The sequence below is a fragment of the Amycolatopsis sp. NPDC049159 genome (assembly GCF_040648295.1).
GTDB lineage: Bacteria > Actinomycetota > Actinomycetes > Mycobacteriales > Pseudonocardiaceae > Amycolatopsis > Amycolatopsis pretoriensis_A.
Genome location: NZ_JBEZDL010000019.1, coordinates 211,034 through 231,348, shown reverse-complemented (window position 1 = coordinate 231,348; position 20,315 = coordinate 211,034). Strand labels below are relative to the sequence as shown.

19 protein-coding genes are annotated in these 20,315 nt (G+C 71.5%); 12 read left to right on the top strand and 7 right to left on the bottom strand.

Annotated features, from left to right (window positions below; translation table 11 throughout):
• The first annotated feature begins 24 nt into the window (after nt 1–24).
• Nucleotides 25–867 (top strand): metalloregulator ArsR/SmtB family transcription factor, encoded by an 843-nt coding sequence (locus AB0B33_RS32460; RefSeq protein WP_247022132.1) that lies wholly within the window; start codon nt 25–27, stop codon nt 865–867.
• 4 nt (nt 868–871) lie between these two features.
• On the opposite strand, the gene AB0B33_RS32455 is transcribed toward AB0B33_RS32460, so the two are convergent.
• The 4 genes from AB0B33_RS32455 to AB0B33_RS32440 form a co-directional block, all read right to left on the bottom strand.
• Complete coding sequence (locus AB0B33_RS32455; protein ID WP_360778683.1) at nt 872–3,325, bottom strand: molybdopterin-dependent oxidoreductase; 2,454 nt, start codon at nt 3,323–3,325, stop codon at nt 872–874.
• A 535-nt stretch (nt 3,326–3,860) separates the two neighbouring features.
• A complete protein-coding gene (locus AB0B33_RS32450) occupies nt 3,861–5,372 on the bottom strand; it encodes an FAD-dependent oxidoreductase (RefSeq protein WP_360778681.1) in 1,512 nt (503 codons plus the stop codon).
• 140 nt (nt 5,373–5,512) lie between these two features.
• Entirely contained in the window at nt 5,513–6,265 is a 753-nt protein-coding gene (locus AB0B33_RS32445) for a PIG-L deacetylase family protein (RefSeq protein ID WP_360778678.1), read from the bottom strand.
• Nucleotides 6,266–6,311: 46 nt separating this feature from the next.
• Complete coding sequence (locus AB0B33_RS32440) at nt 6,312–6,689, bottom strand: DUF5684 domain-containing protein (protein ID WP_360778675.1); 378 nt, start codon at nt 6,687–6,689, stop codon at nt 6,312–6,314.
• A gap of 199 nt (nt 6,690–6,888) precedes the next feature.
• Here AB0B33_RS32440 and AB0B33_RS32435 point away from each other — a divergent pair, with 199 nt between their 5' ends.
• Complete coding sequence (locus AB0B33_RS32435) at nt 6,889–8,688, top strand: ricin-type beta-trefoil lectin domain protein (protein ID WP_360778673.1); 1,800 nt, start codon at nt 6,889–6,891, stop codon at nt 8,686–8,688.
• A gap of 331 nt (nt 8,689–9,019) precedes the next feature.
• Here the strand turns inward: AB0B33_RS32435 and AB0B33_RS32430 are convergent, their stop codons facing one another.
• Nucleotides 9,020–9,229 carry a CsbD family protein gene (locus tag AB0B33_RS32430; protein ID WP_360778670.1) on the bottom strand — a complete coding sequence of 70 codons (210 nt, stop codon included), beginning with the start codon at nt 9,227–9,229 and terminating at the stop codon, nt 9,020–9,022.
• A gap of 226 nt (nt 9,230–9,455) precedes the next feature.
• Here AB0B33_RS32430 and AB0B33_RS32425 point away from each other — a divergent pair, with 226 nt between their 5' ends.
• The 8 genes from AB0B33_RS32425 (at nt 9,456) to AB0B33_RS32390 (ending at nt 17,034) form a co-directional block, all read left to right on the top strand.
• Nucleotides 9,456–9,923 (top strand): Asp23/Gls24 family envelope stress response protein, encoded by a 468-nt coding sequence (locus AB0B33_RS32425; protein WP_247022141.1) that lies wholly within the window; start codon nt 9,456–9,458, stop codon nt 9,921–9,923.
• Nucleotides 9,920–10,228 carry a hypothetical protein gene (locus AB0B33_RS32420; protein ID WP_360778667.1) on the top strand — a complete coding sequence of 103 codons (309 nt, stop codon included), beginning with the start codon at nt 9,920–9,922 and terminating at the stop codon, nt 10,226–10,228. Before AB0B33_RS32425 ends, AB0B33_RS32420 begins: the two co-directional genes overlap by 4 nt.
• Nucleotides 10,225–10,401, top strand: coding sequence for a hypothetical protein (locus tag AB0B33_RS32415; protein ID WP_247022143.1), 177 nt, complete (start codon nt 10,225–10,227; stop codon nt 10,399–10,401). Before AB0B33_RS32420 ends, AB0B33_RS32415 begins: the two co-directional genes overlap by 4 nt.
• A 5-nt stretch (nt 10,402–10,406) precedes the next feature.
• A complete protein-coding gene (locus AB0B33_RS32410) occupies nt 10,407–10,787 on the top strand; it encodes an Asp23/Gls24 family envelope stress response protein (protein WP_247022145.1) in 381 nt (126 codons plus the stop codon).
• On the top strand, nt 10,784–11,314 hold the full coding sequence (locus AB0B33_RS32405) for a DUF6286 domain-containing protein (RefSeq protein WP_360778663.1): 531 nt from the start codon (nt 10,784–10,786) through the stop codon (nt 11,312–11,314). The genes AB0B33_RS32410 and AB0B33_RS32405 overlap by 4 nt, the downstream gene beginning before the upstream one ends.
• Nucleotides 11,311–11,883, top strand: a complete 573-nt coding sequence (locus AB0B33_RS32400) for an alkaline shock response membrane anchor protein AmaP (protein WP_360778660.1) — start codon at nt 11,311–11,313, stop codon at nt 11,881–11,883. Before AB0B33_RS32405 ends, AB0B33_RS32400 begins: the two co-directional genes overlap by 4 nt.
• 362 nt (nt 11,884–12,245) lie before the next feature.
• Nucleotides 12,246–16,328 carry a CshA/CshB family fibrillar adhesin-related protein gene (locus AB0B33_RS32395; protein ID WP_360778657.1) on the top strand — a complete coding sequence of 1,361 codons (4,083 nt, stop codon included), beginning with the start codon at nt 12,246–12,248 and terminating at the stop codon, nt 16,326–16,328.
• Between the two features lie 406 nt (nt 16,329–16,734).
• On the top strand, nt 16,735–17,034 hold the full coding sequence (locus AB0B33_RS32390; protein WP_360778654.1) for a hypothetical protein: 300 nt from the start codon (nt 16,735–16,737) through the stop codon (nt 17,032–17,034).
• A gap of 307 nt (nt 17,035–17,341) precedes the next feature.
• Here the strand turns inward: AB0B33_RS32390 and AB0B33_RS32385 are convergent, their stop codons facing one another.
• Nucleotides 17,342–17,944: a DUF305 domain-containing protein gene (locus AB0B33_RS32385; protein WP_360778651.1), complete on the bottom strand. Its 603-nt coding sequence runs from the start codon at nt 17,942–17,944 to the stop codon at nt 17,342–17,344.
• A gap of 54 nt (nt 17,945–17,998) precedes the next feature.
• Nucleotides 17,999–18,382, bottom strand: a complete 384-nt coding sequence (locus tag AB0B33_RS32380) for a hypothetical protein (protein ID WP_360778648.1) — start codon at nt 18,380–18,382, stop codon at nt 17,999–18,001.
• A gap of 120 nt (nt 18,383–18,502) precedes the next feature.
• Between AB0B33_RS32380 and AB0B33_RS32375 the strand changes: the two genes are divergently transcribed.
• Nucleotides 18,503–18,751, top strand: coding sequence for a hypothetical protein (locus AB0B33_RS32375; protein WP_360778645.1), 249 nt, complete (start codon nt 18,503–18,505; stop codon nt 18,749–18,751).
• Between the two features lie 341 nt (nt 18,752–19,092).
• On the top strand, nt 19,093–20,298 hold the full coding sequence (locus AB0B33_RS32370) for a cation:proton antiporter (protein ID WP_360778642.1): 1,206 nt from the start codon (nt 19,093–19,095) through the stop codon (nt 20,296–20,298).
• The last annotated feature ends 17 nt before the right edge of the window (nt 20,299–20,315 follow it).

Sequence of the window (20,315 nt, the reverse complement as noted above, 5' to 3'; positions counted from 1 at the left end):
CCCGGGTGAGGCACAATCGGAGGCATGACGACCACCGCGCCGGACGCCGCGCTGCTGCCCGCCGAGGACGCCGCGACCTACGCCGAATGGTTCGCGTGCCTCGCCGACACCACGCGGGTGCGGATCTTGCACGCCGTCGCGGCCGCGGGCAAGGCCGTCACGATCGGCGAGCTGACCGAGCAGATGGCGATCAGCCAGTCCAACTGCTCCCACCACGTCCGCAAGCTCGCCGACGTCGGCTTCGTACGGCTGCGCAAGGTCGGCACCGCGACCCTCGTCTCGGTCAACGCGTCCTGCGCGGTCAGCCTCCCGCACGCCGCCGACGTCGTGATGGGCCTGCTCGCCCCCAAGCCCACCGGCGCCGACGACCTGGCCCCCGACGTCACCGTCCGGCCGCTGCGCGCCAAGGACTGGCCGGCCGTGCGCCGCATCTACGGCGAAGGCATTGCCACCGGCGACGCGACCTTCGAAACCGAGGTCCCGCCGCGCGCCGACCTCGAGGCGAAGTGGCTGCGCGGGCACCGGTGGATCGCCGAGGTCGACGGCCAGATCGCCGGCTGGGCCGCCGCGGCGACGGTGTCCACCCGCGACTGCTACGCGGGTGTCGCCGAGACCTCGGTGTACGTGGGGGAGAAGTTCCGCGGCCGCGGCGTCGGCAAGGCCCTCATGCACCAGCTGGTCACCGCCGCCGACGAGGGCGAGCTGTGGACGCTGCAGACGTCGATCTTCCCGGAGAACCGCAACAGCGTCGCGTTGCACCACGGCGCCGGGTTCCGCACGGTCGGGGTTCGCGAGCGCATTGGCCGGCTCGACGGCCGGTGGCGCGACACCGTCCTGCTCGAACGGCGCCGCGCCTCCCAGCTTTGACCGCTCAGGCCTTGCTGATCCGGCAGGCGAAGCACTTGTACGCCTGCTGGCCGGACAAGTTGTCGTAGAACGCGTCGTCGACGAGCCCGTTGGCGGCCTCGTAGCGCGGGTCGCCGAACTGGTCACCGACCTGCTGTGCCGGGCCGAAGGTGTTGGGCACGAAGATCGTGTCCGGCCGGATCGCCGGCCAGAACAACGCCGTCCCGGTCACCTTCCCTCGCGGGCTTTCCACGACGACGGTGTCGCGGTCGCCGATCCCGAACCGACGCGCGGTGTCGGGGTGCACCTGGACCAGCCGGATGCCGTTGAGCTGTTCGCCGGTCGGCGTCCAGTGCGTCACGCTCGCGAAGTGGACGACGCTCGGCCGTCCGGTCATGCCCATCAGCGGGAAGTCCCGGTGCACCGCGTCCGAGCCCGGGACGCCGAGCTTCACCTTGTGCGTCAGTGCCTGCGGGTTGACCGGGTTGGTGACGAACCCGGGCTCGTAGGACAGCGTCGGGTTCGCACCGGTGACCTCGGGATGGGTGTAGAAGACCGGCAGCGCTCGATGCCCGGCCCCGGCGAGCTTGCGGTCCAGCTCCGGGGTGAAGATCTCGACGTTCCCGCTCGGGGTGAGGAACCGCTTGCCGGGCGCCCCGAGCGCGGCCGTTGCCTCGTACCAGGACGGATGGTCGAGGTAGAGCGTGCTGACGCCGGGGTGCGAGGTCGTCGGGCACGGCCACCGCAGCGGCTCGGCGCGGGCGTCCATCCGCTGCTGCGTCATCCCGCCCATCGCCGGGGTGTGCTTCACGAACTCCGCCCAGAGCTGGGAGTAGTCCTTCCAGCTCTCCGGGAAGGCGTCGGTCCAGTAGCTCGCCGGCTTCTTCCGGTCCCGGCGGGCGAAGGCGTGGGCGAGGTCGATCCAGATCTCCCAGTCCGGCTTGGACTGCCCGACCCGCGGCACCGCGGCGTGCTGCCAGCGGATCGCGCGGTCGTCGCGTCGCATGTAGACGCCATCCAGCTCGAGGCCGCTGGTGACCGGCAGGATGACGTCGGCGTAGTAGGCGGCTTCCTCCATGAACAGGCCGGTGTAGACGTAGAAGTCCAGCTTCTTGAACGCCTCGCGGACCTTGTTGGTGTTCGCGCTCGAGATGAGCGGGTTGCCTTCGGTGATGACGGCCTTGAGCGGGTACGGGCGTCCGGTGAGGATGGATTCGGCGAAGTAGTCCGGCCCGACCGGCAGCGCCTGCTCCAGCGGCGGTGTGGTGACCGTGAGCTCGGGTAGCCGGAGGTCGCCGGGCCAGGTGTTGTGCATGAAGTTGCAGCCGCCGCCGGGGACGCCGATGTTGCCGGTGACCGCGGCCAGGAAGGTCAGGACGCGGTAGGTGTCGAAGGCGCCGAGCTGGTGGGAGATCCCGGCGTTGCAGAAGATCGCGGCGGGCTTGGCCGTGGCGTAGTCCTCGGCGAGCTGCCGGATCGTCGCCGCGGGTACCCCGGTGACGCCGGCGGCCCAGTCCGGGGTGTAGTCCTTGACGTGATCGCGTAGTTCGGCGAACCCGAGCACCCAGCGCCGCACGAACGCCTTGTCGTGGAGGTTGCGGGCGATGATGTGCTGGAGCATGCCGAGCACGAGCGCGAAGTCGGTGTGCGGCTTCGGCGCGACCCAGGTGTCGGCGGCCGCCCCGGTCGGAGTCCGGCGCGGGTCGACGACGACGAGCTTGGCTTTGGTTTTCGCTCGGCTTCTGAGCAGGTAGTCGAAGGTGACGGGGTGGGTCTCGGCCTGGTTGGTGCCCAAGAACAGGAAGTACTTCGCGGCCCCGAGGTCCTCCCGGCCGGTGGCGGCGTCGACGCCGTAGCCGTTGGTGAAGTTGCCGAGCCCGAACGTCGCGGCGAGGGCGTTGCCGCCGGCGTCGTTGCAAACCGGGCCGACGTCGGTGTTGTTCGGGCTCCCGAGCAGGGCGAAGAGGCGCGCGACCAGCGAGCCGGTGCCGCGCGGCAGCCGCCCGGTGGTCCGGTTCGCGATCGATTTCACCTGGCCGCTGTCGCGCAGCTGCAGGAGCCGGTCGGCGATGAGGTCGAGGGCCTGGTCCCAGGAGATCGGTTCGAACTTCGAGTCCTTGGAACCCTTGGTGCCGGACACGCGGCGCAGGGGAGTCGTCAGGCGTAGTGGGCTGTAAGCCAGCTCGGGCATCATCGACGCCTTCACACAGAAGTTGCCGGCTTGCACCGGGTCGTCCGGATCGCCGGAGACACTGATGACCCGCCCGGCCCGGATGCCGACCTTGAGCCGGCAGTTCGAGTTGCAGAACTGACAGGCGGTCGAGACGACGGTGTCCGGGTGGAGGGCGGCCGAGTCGGTGGTGAAGCTGAGCTCTCCTCCGCCGATCGGGCCGCCGTCGCGGGCGTCCGGCTGTGCGGCGACCGCAGGATCCGCGGCGGCGATGGCCGGGTTGACGAACAGGGAGGCGCCGCTGATCACGGCACCTTGCACGAAACCTCTGCGTGACAGACCGGTGAAATCGTCCATAAGGACCTACCCCCAGAAGACGAAACGGACACAGCGCGCGACTCCATCGACACGCGTCGATCCACACTAGAGAGTGTCGGAACCGTTTCATAGCAACGAATGTCGCAATCGATCGGCGATGATTGATGCTGGACGCAAAGTCTCCGCGAACGCGGCTCTCATGCTGCCTGCGGCTCTGCGATTGCGGCGCCAGCGAGAGGATTTCGGGGCCGCCCGGTTCTCGTCATGTGACTGAGCGTGGTTGTGTGCCGCCTTCATGCCCCGGGCGGCCTCGCGCTGTGGTGGGGAGGCGATCGGCACCCACGGACGAGCGGAGCCGGTGCGCCATCGAGGGCGCACCGGCCCCTGGCCGACAGGTGCAGCAGTGCTCCGGCTCCCACGGTTCCAGCCCCGGGCCGTGCACGTGGTGTCGTCCTCGGTCGGCGTTCGAGCCCTTCGCCAGTCGGGCACCCGTACACCGGCCCCCCGCCGGACGCGTCCGTCCACACTAGACGCTCGCGTCGCCGAACCAGCGCCGGGCGGCTCGCTCGAACGAGTCGCGATCGGGCCCGCGCTCGCCGGCCCAGGCGACGACCCCGTCGGGGCGGATCAGGACCGCGGCGAATCCGAGGTCGTTCTCGGCGGGACCCGCGGCGTACCGCAGGTCGCCTTCCCAGGCCGCCGCGGAAGCACGCAGGCCGGCGCCGGCGCTGAAGTCGAGGACGACGCCGCGGCCGTCCTGCATCAGGTCGGTGAGGCTCGTTCCGTCTTCCAGGCGGAAAGCCGGGGCCGTCCGGCCGACCAGTGGCCGGGTACTGCCGAGGTCGTAGCGGACCGAGGTGCCGGAAAGCTTTTCGAACACGTACGTCGTGCCCTCCCGGGTGCCGAGCAGGTCGCGCAGCACGCCCTGGACCGCCTGGGCGTGCGGATCCGGCCGCATCGACGCCACCTGGGCCCGCGTCCAGTCCAGCGCCCAGGCACCGACCGGGTGGCGCTCGCGCGAGTAGGTGTCGAGCAGCCCCTCGGGCGCTCGCCCGCGGATGGTCGCCGCGAGCTTCCAGCCCAGGTTGAGTGCGTCGCCGATGCCCGTGTTGAGCCCCTGCCCGCCGAGGGGCGACACGATGTGCGCGGCGTCGCCCGCGAGCAGGACCCGGCCGCGCCGGTAGGTCGTCGCCTGCATCGCCCGGTCGGTGTAGCTGGAGGCGAGGTGGAGCTCCGTCAGCGTCATGTCGGTGCCGGACACGCGGCGCAGTACTTCCTGCAGGTGCTCGCGGGTGACCTCCTGCGAACGGTCGAACGCGCCGCCGTCGAAGTCCATGACGCCGATGTGCCCGGCCGCGGGCATCCGGATGTACATGCCCTCCGGGGTCAGGGTGAACCCCGGGTTCAGCTTGTCGGCGTCGGGGATGGTGGCGAGCGCGACGTAGCCGGTGAACTGAGGTGCCGTGCCGGCGAACTCGAAGCCCGCGAGCCGGCGCACCGCGCTGCGCCCGCCGTCGCAGCCGACGGCCCAGCGCGCCGGGTACTCGTGCGCGCCGGCGTGCACGACCACGTGCTCGCCGTCCTGGGTGAGACCGTCCACCGCGACCCCGCGGCGGACCTCGACGCCGAGCTTGGCGGCCCGCTCCGCCAGGGCCGCTTCGACGGTGTCGAGACTCGTCATGAGGGCGTCCGGCACGGGGCTGGGCAGCCGGAACGGCAGGGCCGCGAGGTCGACGTCGGCCGCGTCGAGCACGATCCCGGCGAAGTGCCCCGCCAGGCGTGGCCGGCCCGGCTCGTCGGCGCCGGCGAACCGGGGGAGCCCGGCCGCTTCCGCGAGCAGCGGCTCCAGCAGCCCGCGGCGGTCGAACGCCGCGATGGACGTGGCGAACAGGCCGCGCCGGCCGAGCGGGGCCGTCCGCCAGGGGGTGCCGGGCTCCGGTTCCCGTTCCAGCACCAGGACCGAGCAGCCCGCGAGGCCCAGCTCGCAGGCCAGGAACAGACCGACCGGGCCGGCGCCCACGATCACTGCGTCATGCATGAGAAATCCCCTTCCGTAGCCGGTTCTCGGCGACCGGTCCAGGCTGCTGCGCGGCGCGCTCAGGGCGCGCACACGGCGCTGGTACGGGGGTGTCAGGCGCGCACAGCGGCGCACGCGGGGCCCGGTCAGTCGGGGGACGGTCAGTCGTCGGCGGGCAGGTCGATGGGTGCCTGCAGGTCGTCGGCGCGGAACAGGACCGCGTGCTCGACGCCCATGGCCTTCCCGTTCACCGCGGTGAACTCGGGGATGAAGTCGGCGGGGGCGGGGTGGTCCGGGAGCGCGGCCAGGTAGGCGGCGTGCGCCTCCAGCGAGGCGACGCCGCGGCGCAGCGGTTCGCCGGTGACGTCGACGCCGTGGGTGGCGCCGGCGCCGGCGAAAGCGGGAGTGATGAGCCAGCGCACGGAGTGCGGTTCGAGGTGTTCCTCGTCGATCTGGTCCGGGAAGACCCACCGGTTGCCGGCATCGCGCACCGCGTCGAGCGCCGCGAGCCCGGCCGCACGGTGGTCGGCCTGGTCGTAGCCGTAGGGCGTTTCGACGTCGTGGCCGGTGCGGTACACGACGTCGGGCTCGAACCGGCGGATTTCGCGGCAGATGTCGCGGCGCAGGTCGAGGCCGTAGACGAGGACGCCGTCGGGGTGCTCGAGGATGGTCAGGTGTTCGACGCCGACGACGTCGCAGGCGGCTCGCTGTTCGGCGGCGCGCAGGCGGGCGGTCTCCTCGGGCGGGTTCGGCATGCCGGCTTCACCGCGGGTGAGCAGGAGGTAGCCGACCTCGATGCCGCGCGCGGTCCAGCGGGCCACCGCCGCGGACGTGCCGTACTCCATGTCGTCGGGGTGCGCGACAACGCAGAGCACACGCCGGAAGGTCTCTTCGGGAAGGGCAGGCAGTGTCATGGGGACAGCTTGCCGCTTCCGGGCCGAACACCGGCCGGCCGGCGCGTCACGCCCGGGCGGCCGGCCCCGTGTACCGCGCGTTGCCGAAGCCGAGTACCAGGTAACCGATGATGGAGAACACGAACAGCCCGAAGAACCCGAAGGCCCCGCTCTTGCCGAATGCTTTCGCGACGTCGATCGAGACGACGATCGCGACGACCAGGTTGACCAGCGGGATCAGCAGCAGGAGCAGCCACCACCCGGAGCGCCCGGCGACCTTCAGCAGGGTGTAGGCGTTGTAGATCGGGATGATCGCCGCCCAGCCGGGCCGCCCGGTCTTGGTGAACACCTTCCACAGCGCGATGACGGTGAGCACCGCGAACAGCAGACCGGAACCGAATCCGAGGCCGAGGCCGAAGACGGACGTCGAATCGTGGTTGTTCATCGAACAGGAGTGTCCTTTCCGGACTGATGGTGGTGACGGACGACTGTAGCGCCGTCCGGTTGCCTCGGTGATCGGCGTTGACAACAACGCGATCGCGGAGCACCATAACGCCACTTGATGCTCGAAGCTGGTCGAAAGTGCGCTTAAAGGTGCAAGTTCGTACAGTAACCGTCGAGTCCTGGGAGAGGTGGAGTACGACATGACGTGGTTCCAACGCGCCGGTAAGGCCGGCGTCGCCGCGGTGCTGCTCGTCGCCGGCTCGGTCTCCTGGGGCGCGCCGGCCGCGGGCGCGGATCCGATCGCGGCGAACACCGACACCGCGACCGGCGTGCGGCCGATGATGGGCTTCAACAACTGGGCGAGGTTCACCTGCGCCGCGCAGGCCCGGCTCGACGGCACCCGCGACGGCTATTCGTTCCAGCGGTTCATGCAGGACCAGGCGAAGGCGATGAAGGACACCGGCCTCGTCGCCGCCGGGTACACCAACCTCACCGTCGACGACTGCTGGATGCAGCGCACCGGCGCCGGCTACCTGCACGGAGCGGCCACCTGGGGCGGCAGCTCCCAGCCCGGATTCGACTTCGAGCTGACGGACTACGCGAACTACGTGCACACACAAGGCATGGAGGCCGGCCTGTACAGCACATCGGGGGTCGACACCTGCCAGGGAGTCCCCGGCGGCGTCCAGGGCCACGAACAGGCCGACGCGACCTCGCTGGCGTACTGGGGCATCGACTCCCTCAAGCTCGACAACTGCGGCACCACCTGGAGCACCCGGCGCCAGGAGTTCACCACCACGGCCAACGCGCTGCGTTCGGCGACGACGGGCAACCCGCGGAAGATCTTGTTCAACGAATCGGCGCCCGCCGGGGCCGGACCGGACTCCGCGACCAAGTACGACGCCATGGAGTGGGTTCGCGGCCTGGGCCAGATGTGGCGGGTCAGCCCGGACATCGCCGTCTGGCACAACCCGGGCGCCTCCGCCTGGGACTGGGCGCACGGCGCCGACTACTACGAAGGCGGGGTGCTGCAGAACTTCACCGACACCGTCGCCCTCGCCCGCTACAACGGCCCCGGCAACCACAACGACGCCGACATGCTCCTGATCGGCGACAACAACCAGCTCACCGTGGCCGAACAGCGCAGCCAGTTCGCGCTCTGGTCGGCCATGGGCTCCCCGTTGATGATCAGCACCGACGTCCGCCGGATGGCGGCCGACCCCGTGACCTACGCCCCGCAGCTGGGGATCCTGAAGAACGCCGACATCATCGCCGTGGACCAGGACACCACCGCCGGCGGCTACCTGGCGTCCCGCCAGGGCAGCTCGAACACCGCGGGCGTCGACGTGGTGGTCAAGCCGCTGGCGGGCGGCGCCCGCGCCGTCGTCGTGCTGAACAAGAACGCCACCGCGACCTCCTACGCCCTCGACCTCGGCCGGGTCGGCTTCGGCAACCTCACCTGCCTCCGCACGGCGAAGAACCTGTGGACGCACGCGAGCAGCCAGGTCGGGGCCACCGTCACCACCACCATCGCGGCCCACGACAACGCGATGTACGTCATCGCGCCCGGCAGTTGCGGCCCGGCCCTGCCCACCGGCCAGATCCAGGCCGCGCAACCGGGGTTCCAGCGGAACGCGTTCTGCTTGGACGCCTTGGGTGGCGCGACCGCGGGCGCGAAGGTCGGTCTGTACCCCTGCACGGGCAACGGAAACCAGCAGTGGCAGCGCACGGCCACCGGCCGGATCGTGTCCCTGGCCGACACCGCGTTGTGCCTGTCCGGCGGTGCGGCCGGGCTGAAACTGGCCGCCTGCAGCGCCTCGACCCCGCAGCAGACCTGGACCTACAACCGGGCCGGCCAGCTGAAAGCCGACGGCTACTGCGCGGACATCAGCGGCGGCGCACTGGACGACGTCAACGCGACGGTCACGACGTACGCCTGCGGCGCCCACCAGCCCAACCAGACCTGGAGCGCTCCCTTCGCCACACCTCCCGGCGCTTGACCTGCCGGGCAAGGTCGACCCCCTGCTCGAAGAGTTCGAGCAGGGGGTCGTGCGTGCGGCTCCCGCCGCCGATCGCCGAGTTTCGAGCCTCGTGGTCGCCGAGCCGGGGGTAGGCGTGCACCCTGAAGATCCGGTTGCATGGCAACGGCCGAAGCGTGTCGCCGGCGGCGACGGCTCGCGATCGAGACGCGAACCGGGACCACCGCGAACGGCCGTGTCCGACGAGGCCGCGGTCATCCTTGCAAGCGCTCCGCCCGTGCGGCTGCGGCGGTGAACCATGCCACGCCGGCCGTTGCGCAACCGGCCTGCCTTCGGTAGGAAGCGCTGGAGATCAGTCCTTGCCGACCACGTTGCGCAGCTTGGCGGCCGCGTTGCCGACGGCGTCCTTCACGTCCTCGACCGCTTCCTTGAGCCCGGCCTTGGCCTGGTCGGCCTGGCCTTCGGTCCGCAGGTCGTCGTTCCCGGTCGCGTTTCCGGCCGCTTCCTTGGCTTTGCCGGCCAGGTTGTCGGCCTTGGCCCCGATCTTGTCACCCAACGCCATGCCCGTGCTCCCTTTCTCCGGTGGACGTTCTCACTGTGCACGACACCCGGGCGAAGACGGTCCTCATGCCCCCGACCGGGTGATCACCGCGACCGGTTCGGGAGAGACGCAGGACACACGATCGGGTCGTGACGGTCCGGCGAACCGCGTGTCTGTCCAGTGTGGAGGAAACAATGAAACGACGTTCCCCGCACCGCACGGTTTCCACACGAGTGAAGGAGATGCCATGACGAACGCCACCAGCACCAGGGTGCCCGCCCAGCAGGCTTCGGCCGAGGCCGCCAAGAAGGACGGCGCGCTGGTGACCTCGCAGGGATCGACCTCGATTTCCGAGGTCGTGGTGCAGAAGATCGCCGGCCTGGCCACGCGGGAGATCCCCGGGGTGCACGCCCTCGGCGGCGGGGCCGCGCGGGCGTTCTCGGCCATCCGCGAGCGGATCCCGGGCGCGACAGCGTCGGCCGGGCAAGGCGTGTCGGTCGAGGTCGGGGAGAAGCAGGCCGCCGTCGACCTGCAGATCGTCGTCGAATACGGCGTCTCCATCGCGGACCTGTCGCGCTCGGTGCGCCGCAACGTGATCACCGCGGTCGAGAAGATGAGCGGACTCGAGGTGGTCGAGGTCAACATCAACGTCGGCGACCTGCACATCCCATCCGAGGACGAAGACGGGGCCGGCGAGACCGGCCGGGTGCAGTGACGCCCGAACCGGACGCCGTCCGGATCGCCGATGCCGTGCGGGCCGTGCCCGGGGTGAGTGGCCTGCACGGCGGGCGGTTCGGCGAGATCGCCACCCTCCTCCCGCCCCGGCGGGTCACCGGCGTCCGTGTCCGCGACGAGGACGTCACCATCGCGATCGCGGCGCGCTACCCGGTGGTGGTCGCCGACGTGGCCGCGGACGTGCGGGCCGCCGCCGGAGTCGACGGGCGGCCCGTGCACGTCGTCGTCGCCGACCTGGTCGAACCGTCGACCGTGGAAGAACAACCGAAGGAGAAGGTCTCGTGAACTCGACTCAACTCGGTCTGCTCACCGGCCTCGTGCTCGGGCTGGCCGTCGCGATCGGTGGCTTCGGCGCGTTCGCGATCGTCGCCGTGCTCGGCGTCATCGGCTTTCTGGCCGGCCGCTACCTCGATGGCAAGCTCGACCTGTCGCAGCTCAGTGGCCGCGGTCGGGGCTGAGTGCCGTGACCACGACACTGACCGCCCCGAGCGCCGAGCGCGGGGCACTGACCATCGCCGACCAGGTGGTCGAACGACTGGCCGTGCACGCGGTGCGGGAGGTCGAGGACGTCGGCGGCGCGGCCGGGCGCGTCCTCGGGCTGAGCGTCGGCGGGGAGGATCTCGACCGCTCCGCGAAGGTGAGCGTCCGCGTCGACGGCGAGGCCGTCACGCTCGACGTGCGACTCTCGATCGTGTACCCCGCCTCGGTCGCGCGGACCACCGGCCGGGTGCGTGAGCACCTGCGACAGCGGGTGGCCGAGCTGACCGGGTTGACGGTGACGCGCGTCGACATCACCGTCACCGCGCTGCACACCACGGCGGCGACACCCCGGAGGGTGGCGTGAAGCGCCGCCCGCGCCGCAGCCTCGCGGCCACGCTGACCGCGCTCGTGCTGCTGGCCGGGTGCGTGCTCGTCGCGGTGGTCGCCGTCCAGCTGATCCTCGGGAAGCGGCCGTGGATCAGCGTCGAGGCCGTCGCGTCATGGCTGCACGGGCAACGCTGGACGGACCTGCTGCCGGCCGCCGCCGGTGGGATCGCCGCGCTGCTCGGACTGGTTCTGCTGCTGGCCGCCGCACTGCCGGGTGCCGCCACCGTGCTGCCCGTCGAGGGTGGTCCGTTCGAGGCGGGGGTCGCTCGCGCCGGCTACCGCTCGACGCTGCGGGCCGCGGCGGCCGCGGTCGACGGTGCCTCCGCCGCCGCGGTCAAGCTCACCGCTCGCCGAGTCAAGGTCCGCGTCACCACCGCCCGTACCCGGCCGGACGGCCTCGCCGACGCGGTCCGCGAGGCGGTCGGTCACCGGCTCGACCAGATTCGCCCGGCCAATCGGCCCACCGTCTCGGTTCGGGTCCGCGCACCCCGGAGGTCGTCGTGACGAACCTGAACCGCCCGGCCCGGCTCAACCGGCTCCTGCTCGGCCTGTTCGGGCTCGTCCTGCTGGCGGCGGGCGGGTTCGCAGTCGCCACCCACTTCGGGCGGCTGGGCGTCCTCGACCCCGCGTCGCCGCTGGTGCCGGGGACGGCAGGGCCGCCGACCTGGGTGCTGTACGTGGCCGCTGCATCGGCGCTCGTGCTCGGGCTCCTGGTGCTGCGCTGGCTGCTCGCCCAGCTCGCCCGCCGGCCCCGAACGCAGATCTGGCGGTTCGAAACCGACCCGGAGCACGGCCGGACGGAGCTGACGGCCGACGCCGCGGTCGTGCCGTTCGCCGAGGAGCTGCGGGCCTACCCCGGCGTGCACGGCGCTCGCGCGACGCTGGCCGGGCCCCGCACGGATCCCGGCCTGGCGCTGGTGATCTCGGTGGCGCAGGACGGCGATCCCGCGCGGATCCGGGAGCGCGTGGAAACCGAGGGACTGCCGCGGCTGCGCCAGGCCTTGGACTTGGACGAGCTGCCGGTCGCGGTCGAATTCCGCTTCAGCTCGGCGACCGGCCCCCGGGCCCGCTGACGCGACCGGCTCCTCAGCGCCCGCATCCGTGGCCGGGTGGCCCTGGGGTGAACGATCCACGGGCCTGGTCGCGCGAGAACGCCGATCACGAGGGGCCGGTGGGTGGGCCGCAGTGCACGACGTCGCCCGTCGTGTCGAGGGCAAGCACTGGCCCCGGCGCTGTGGTGCTGCGCGGCGAGGGCGTCCCAGCGGAACGGCGGTTCGCGGGCCACCCGATCGGCCCGCAGTGGAATCGGGTGGCAGACCAGTGCGTCTGGCACGGCGCGCCCGGACCAGGCTCGGCCTGGGCGAAGGCATCCGGGTCACCACGATCGATTGAATGATCATCTTTCTGCCAGCTGTTTTCCGCGCGGGCACGCACGATGACCGGAGCAACAGCCGAGGTGGAGGTGTCCGGTTCGATGGGTGGCTGGTCGCGGCGGAAAGTGCCGGTGCTGGTGGTGGTGGCGTTGCTCGTGTGGTGTGTGTCCGCGTTCGGGCCGGCGGCGCGGGCCGCCGCCGCGACCCACGACTGCGGGTTCGCCTCGGCGGGCACCGGTACCTACGCGCGGACGCTGTGCTGGTTCGACCTGTCCGGGTACGACGCCGCGGAGGCCACCTCCGCGGCGGGCCAGCGGCTGACCTTCGCGCTGCCCGGCGGGTACCGCCTCGCGGTCACGCTCAAGGTGTCCGGCGGTCCCGTGGCCGCGAACCGGCTGCCGACGTACTCCGCGGCCTACCTGGGCAACTCCGGGCACTACACGGGGGTTCCGGGGCGGCCGGCGCTGTACCAGACCTCCTTCGGCTCGACGACGGTCGCCGCGCTGACCGACATCGTGGCCACCGACAGCACCGGGGCGGTGGTGCAGGGCTACGCGCTGGTCGGCGCCGACGCCGAATCGACCGACGCCGGCGAGTCGATCGAGTGGACCTCGTCCTCGCGGCTCGAGTCGCTGACCGCCACCGGGACCGATCCGGGGATCGGCAACGCCTGCGGCGGCGCGTACACCGGGATCGGCACGCGGACGGTGCGGTGCACCGGGCGCACGGGCGCCAACAAGACCGGCACCGCGATCATCTCCGCCGAAGACCCCACGTCGTTCAGCCAGCGCATGGTGGGTGGCGGGCGCCAGGCGGTGGGGTTCGGCGTGCTGGTCTCCAGCCTCCAGCTGACCAAGAAGGTCGTGCGGGGCTTCCCCGGCGACTCCTTCGCCGTCTCGGTCGCCGCGCCGGGCGGGAGCGTGCTCGGTGCCGCCGACACCGGCGGCGGCACCTCGGCGAGCACCGGCGAAGTCACGGTGCTGGCCGGTGCCCGCGGGGGCGACTACACCCTGCGGGAGACGGCGACCTCGGGGCTGGAGTCCAATTACGACAGAGCCTGGTCCTGCACGCGCAACGGCGAGTCGGACGGGGAACTGCCCACCGGCGACGCCGGCGGCTCGGCGCGGGTGCACGTCGGCATCGGCGACTTCGTGTCCTGCACGGTCACGAACACGGCGAAACCCGCGACGCTGAAGCTGGAGAAGCACGCCGCCGCACCGGTCGACGTGAACCGCAACGGGATCACCGACGCGGGTGACACCATCGGGTACACCTTCACCGTCACCAACACCGGCGCGCTGGAGCTGCACGACATCACCGTGACCGACGCCAAGGCCGGCTCGGTCGCGTGCCCTCGGCCGAGCCTCGCGCCGGGGGAGTCGCAGACCTGCACCGCGCGTGCCCCGTACGTCGTCAGCCCGGCCGACGAGAACTCCGGGGCGGCGGTCAACACCGCGACGGCCTCCGGGCTCCCCCCGGGCAGCGCCACCCGGGTGACGTCGGACCCCTCGTCGACCCGCACCCCGACCGCGAAGCCGGCGCCGGCCCTGACGCTGAAGAAGTCGGTCTCGCCCGACAACCCGGACGCTTACACCGCCGGCCGGCCGATCACCTACTCGTTCCGGGTGACCAACACGGGCAACGTGCCGCTGAACGAGGTCGGCGTCGACGAGACCGCGTTCTCCGGCAGCGGCGTCCTGTCCACCACGCTGTGCCCGGTCGCTACGCTGGCTCCTGGCGCGAGCACGACCTGCACCGCCACCTACGTGCTGACCCAGGCCGACGTCGATGCGGGCCGGCTGGACAACACCGCCACGGCGCACGGCAAGCAGCCCGGCTCGACGGTCCCGACCACGTCGAACCCCTCGAGCGTCTCGATCCCGACACCCGCGCACCCGGCGATCACCCTGGTCAAGACCGCCGACCCGACCACCGTCGACCGCGCCGGCCAGCCCGTCGGCTACACGTTCCTGGTCACCAACACCGGCGACGTGACGCTGCGCAACGTCGGGGTCGCCGAGACCCGGTTCACCGGCTCCGGCCCGGAGCCCGTCGTGTCCTGCCCGTCCGGGGCCCTCGCTCCCGGTGCCGCGCGGACCTGCCGGGCGACCTACCCGGTCACGCAGGCCGACATCGACGCGGGCGCGGTCGAGAACACCGCCGTCGCGCACGGCACGGCACCGCGCGCGGCGGAACCGACCACGTCGGCGCCGTCGTCGGCGAAGGTGATCGTCACCCGCGCGGCCGCGTTGACCCTGGCGAAGTCCGCGGACCCGGCCACCGTCGCTTCCGTTGGCGAGCCGGTCCGCTACTCGTTCACGCTGCGGAACACCGGCAACGTGACGCTGACCGGGGTGGCGGTCACCGAAGGCGCGTTCAGCGGCCGTGGAACGCTGTCACCCGTCGCCTGCCCGGCCGGGAGCGAGGTGCTGGCCCCCGGTCAGGTCGTCACCTGCACGGCGGACTACGCGGTGACCCAGGCCGACCTCGACGCCGGCCGGATCACCAACAGCGCCACCGCGGCGGGAACCCCGCCCGCAGGGTTGCCGGCCGTGACCACGCCGCCGGCGACCGCGGTCGTCACCGCCGGCGGCGGCCCCGCGCTCACCTTGGTCAAGTCCGCCGAACCGGCCACTGTCGCCGGTGCCGGGGAGGCTGTGACCTACCGGTTCGCCGTGACCAACACCGGGAACCGCACCCTCACCTCGGTGGCCGTGCTCGAGACGGCGTTCAGCGGCTCCGGCCCGGCGCCGGTCGTCGAGTGCCCGTCGCGGACGCTGGCGCCCGGGCAGGCACAGACCTGCACCGCTGCCTACACCCTGACCCAGTCGGACGCCGACGCCGGAGCGGTGACCAACACGGCCGAGGCGACCGGCACCGGTCCCGGCGGCGAACCGGTCACCTCGAGTCCGTCGCAGGCGAAGGTGACCGTGCCCGGAAAGCCGGGACTGTCACTGGTCAAGTCGGCGGATCCAGCCGACGACGGCCACTTCCGGGCCGGGCAGGCGGTCACCTACACCTTCGTGGTCACCAACACCGGGAACCGCACGCTGACCGCGGTCGAGGTGCGCGAGACAGCGTTCTCGGGCACCGGCCGCCTTTCCCCGCCGGCCTGCCCGGGCGGCGGCGCGACGGTGGCCAGGCTGGCGCCGGGGGAGCAGGCGATCTGCACCGCCGGCTACGTGCTCACCCAGTCCGATGTGGACGCCGGGAAGGTCGTCAACACCGCGGTCGCCACCGGTACCCCGCCCGAAGGCGAACCGCCGGTCTCGGATCCGTCGACGGTTGTCGTGCCGACGCCGCCGGACGCCGCGCTCGGCCTGGCGAAGACGGCTTCGCCGGAGACGGTTTCCGCGGCCGGACAGGAGGTCGCCTACTCGTTCGTCGTCACCAACACCGGCAATGTGACGCTCACCGCGCTGTCGGTCCGCGAAACCCACTTCACCGGTAGCGGCGGGCCACCGGCTCCGGTCTGCCCCGCCGGCGCGTTGGCGCCGGGACAACATGTCACGTGCACAGCCACCTACCGCGTCACACAGTCCGATGTGGACGCCGGGCGGATCGACAACACGGCCGTCGCGGCCGGCACCCCGCCCTCGGGCGGGCCACCGGTGGAGTCGGCGCCCGCGAGCGCGGCGGTGCGGATCACCGCGGCCGCGGCCCTCACGATCACCAAGGCGGCCCGGCCGATCGACGTGAACGGCGACGGCTCGATCGGTGCCGGCGACCGGATCGAGTGGACGATCACCATCACCAACACGGGCGCGGTCACCGTCCGGGAGATCCGGGTCGACGACCCGTCGGCGGGCGCGGTGACCTGCCCTGCGAAGGCACTGGCGCCGGGGCAGGCGATGACGTGCACGGTGCCCGCGCACACCGTCACCGCCGCCGACGTGGCCACGGGTCGGGTGCGCAACGTAGCCACCGCGGCCGGCACCGGATCCGACGGATCGGCGGTCCCCGCCGGGCAGGCGGTCGCCGACGTCCCGGTCACTCCCGCACCGGCACCGGCACCGGCCCGGAGCCCGCACCGGCTACCCGACACCGGCATGGACGTGGGCAGGCTGCTCGGCCTGTCGGGCGTGCTGCTCCTGGCCGGAGCGGCGCTGTGCGCGGCCGTCAGGCGACGCGACGCGGGCCGGTGAACCGGTGCGGAGTCGTTCGGGCCGTTCCGTTCTTGCGCCCGACGAAGCCGAGGGTGTTCTGCAACGCCGTGTTCGGGCCGACGCCCGGGGGACCCGGCCGCGGGCGGCTGGGCGGTCGCCCTCGTCGTCGCGCCGGGCATGCCCGCCGCCCGGTTCAGCATCAGCGCCGTGGAACGCGAGAGATCGCCGGCTCGCCTTCGTTTCCTCGCTGGCGTCGCGGCGATGGGGTTGTGGCGCCACGCGGTTCACCCGCGGCGCGGGCAGTGGAACCGGCCGGCGTCGGAACGTGAGCGCTCCCGCCGGGCATCGTCCTGGGCGGCCGAGAGTCCGAAGCCCGGTAATCGTGCGGTAAGGATCATCGGGCGGGAACCGTGTGAGACTGAGGTGATCCGACGAGGAGGTCACCATGACCCGCAGTCACCCGCACGCTGCCTCGACCGGCGGCGCGACCTGGAACCGGTGGAGCCGCACGGGAATCTCGGTCGTGTTCGCACTGATCGTGGCCGGCGGCGCGAAAGTCGCGTTCGACCTCAGCAGCACCATGATGACGCACCTCGCCGCCGTGGGTGCCTGGATGATCCTCGCGCTGGGGCTGGCCTACGCGGGAGTCCGGATTCGGCCTGGCCTCGGCGGCGCGCTCTTGACGGGCTTCGGAATCGGGGCCTTGCTGGTGGTGTTCTTCGGCGGTATGCAGATGTTCGCCTGACCGCCGTACACCCGATACCGGACCGCCCGCAAGGGAACGGTCAGCGGCCCACCGGCGATCGAACGCTCGGGCGTGGACAGTCGCGTCCGCAGGAACGTGTCCGAACACGGAGAAACCCGGCATCGTCATCGGTAACCACGAACATCCATGACGTCTTCGACGAGCTGAACCTGGGTGGGAGTTGCCGCAACTCGCCGAACTGCTGCTCGGCCCCCGGGGCGGCGTGGCCGGGATGGAGCGACGGTCGGGGCGAGTCTGTGCAACTGCGTCACGTAGTTGCACAGACTCGCCCGGCGGCCGGAAAGAATCAGCTCTGCTGCAGCAGGCTCTGCATCTCGGTGATCTCCGCCTGCTGGGCGTCGATGATCTTCTGGGCGAGCGCCTTCGCTTCGGGGTTGCTGCCCTTGCTCAGTTCGTACTCGGCCATGCCGACCGCGCCCTGGTGATGTTTGATCATCATGGCGAGCCACGCCCTATCGAACTCGGTGCCGTTGGCGGCATCGAGCTTCGTCATGTCGTCGGCCGACATCATGCCGGGCATCGACTCGGAGGTCATTCCCGGCATGGTCGACGTCGCGCTCGCGCCCCAAGTGGACAGCCACCCCTGCATCAGCTTGATCTCGGGGTCTTGCGCCTTCTCGATCCGTCCGGCGAGATCGACGACCTTCGGGTTGGTGCTTCGCGTGGGCACCAGTTTCGCCATGTCGAGGGCCTGGCTGTGGTGCGGGATCATCTGCCGGGCGAACGTGACGTCGTCCGCGTTGTGCCCCGCCCGCGGACCGGAGGCGGGTGCTGGAGCCGGCGCGGAGGAATGCGACTCCATGCCGGACATCGAGTCGTTGCTGCTGCACGCGCCGAGGACGGCAGCTGAGGCGACGGCGAGCGCGCCGAGGAACAGTTTTTTGCGCACGACAAAACCTTCTCTGGGAGGTGGGTGTGACAGTGGCCGGTGTGGTCCGGCACATCACACCCGCAACACGCAGAGAACGTTCAGAACGGTCCGCCCAGGTCTGTCCGGTGGTCGCTCCGGAATTGACGAGCCGCGCGGGTAACTCCGTGGGACGGGGTTTCCGGCCTCCGGGCGCCGTACGAACAAAAGCCGGGCCAGCAGGAGCGCGCCGATCGCGGTCAAGACGGCGAGGCACAGGTGGAGCGTGTCGTGCGCGCCATCGGGGCCGGGAGCGTGGTGTTCGCCCGAGCCCGTGCCGGCGCTCATGCTTGTGGAAACGGAGGTTGCCACGGTGTGGGGCTCGTCGTCGGACGCCGACACGTGGTGCATTGCGGTCACGCACAGCGCGAGCAAGCACAGCAGGATGACCTGCTGCACTCGGCCGATGCGCTCCGCCATGTCTCCACTGTACTCAGCTGTGGCTCGCAGCCGCCCGAGGGCGTGCCCGGCGCAGCGAACCTACTCGGTGCCCCGTAGTGCGCGTAGCGCCCGTCTTCCCGCTGTTCTCGAGCAGCAGTGATGCTGCTCTCCGACCTGCCGCCGATCCGGACTCGCGCCGAGGCCCTCGACGCGTTGTGCATTGCGGCCTGGGAGGAGTTCCGCTTGCACGGACTGCGTGTCGTCCAGCTCGGTGAGGGCACCGGTGTCGTCCGCTACGGCATCGCGGCGACGCGCTCCGCGCTGCCGTATTGGGCGCAGGTGAGCAGTGTCTACGCGCGCCGGCCCAGCGGCTGGAAGCTCACCTTCCCCCAGCGGACCCGCCGGTGAGACGTGCGGCCGCCACCGGCGCGTGGCGGTGGTCGCACGAACCTCAGCGGCCGGTGAAGGCCTGGTCGACGAACGCCGTGTGCTGCTCGATGCACTTCTGCGCGGAGACCTGCTCCTGACCCTTGGGCGCCTGCTGGATGGCAAGACGCTTTCGACGACGAGCGCCATCGTCGGACGCAGCAGGGCGAGGTCCCCGCGCAGGGCCCGCAGCGCGGTTTCGATCGCGTCTCCGGTTTGCCCCCGGCCGGTCTTTGCGGCATCTTTACGCGTGGAGTGCCGGGAAGTCTGGTCGGCCCTCCGCCCGGAGCGGGCGGAGGTGGCGACTCGAGGACGGATTTTCCATGGCGCTCGTGCTGGCGTTCGGCGTCGTTCTGCTCATCAGTGTGTCCCTGTCCGGTGTCGCGGCGCGGACGGTGCTGTCGACGGCGTTGTTGTTCCTGCTCGCCGGTGCGCTGATCGGCCAGGGCGGTTTCGGCCTGGTGAAGATCGCGCCGCACGACCCGCTGGTGACCGCGCTGGCCGACATCGCGCTCTTCACGGTGTTGTTCACCGACGGCCAGCGAGCCAACGTCCGGGCGTTGCGGGAGGGCTGGCGGCTGTCGGGCCGGGCGCTGGGCCTGGGCATGCCGCTGACGATGATCGGGATCGCGGTCCCGGCGCACTTCCTGGTCGGCCTGGACTGGCCGACGGCCCTGCTGCTCGGCGCGATCCTCTCGCCGACGGACCCGGTGTTCGCGGCGGCGATCGTCGGCCGCGACGACGTGCCGCTGCGGCTGCGGCGGCTGCTCAACGTCGAGTCCGGGCTCAACGACGGGCTCGCGCTGCCGTTCGTGCTGATCTTCCTGGCCACCGCCGCGCACGCCGACTCCGACCTGGGAAAGGTCGGGATCGAGCTGGTGCTGGGCCTGGTCCTGGGCATCGCCATCCCCGCGCTGGTGACGCTGGCGTGGCGGTTGAAGGTGTTGACCGCCGAGCCGCGGCTGCAGGCGCTCGGTCCGCTGGCGATCGCGGTGATGCTGTACGCGGCGTGCCACCTGACCCACGCCAACCCGTACCTGGCCGCGTTCGCGGCGGGGTCGACGCTGGCCACGATGGACAAGGTGGCCGCCGAGCACTTCGAGCCGCTGGGCGACCTGCTGTCGGAAATCACGAAGTTCGCGGCGCTGCTGGTCTTCGGCGCGCTGGTCACGCCGGAACGCCTGGGGCACCTGAGCGTGGGTGGCTGGGTGCTCGCCGTGCTGGCGATCGTCCTGGTCCGCCCGGCCGCGATGGCGTTGTCGCTGCTGCGGACGAAGATGTCCGGCCGCGAGCGGGCCGCGGCCGCCTGGTTCGGGCCGAAGGGGTTCGCCTCGGTGGTCTACGGGCTGCTGGCCCTGCAGTCGGGCATCCCGGACGCCGAGCTGGTGTTCGACCTGGTCACCGTCACGATCGCGCTGTCGATCGCGCTGCATTCCTCGACCGACGTCCCGGTGGCGAAGGCGCTGAGCTTCGAGCCACCGGACAACCTGCCCACCGGCCGTCAAGAAACCGGAAGGAGCACCGGATAGTGCGCCGCGACCCCGCT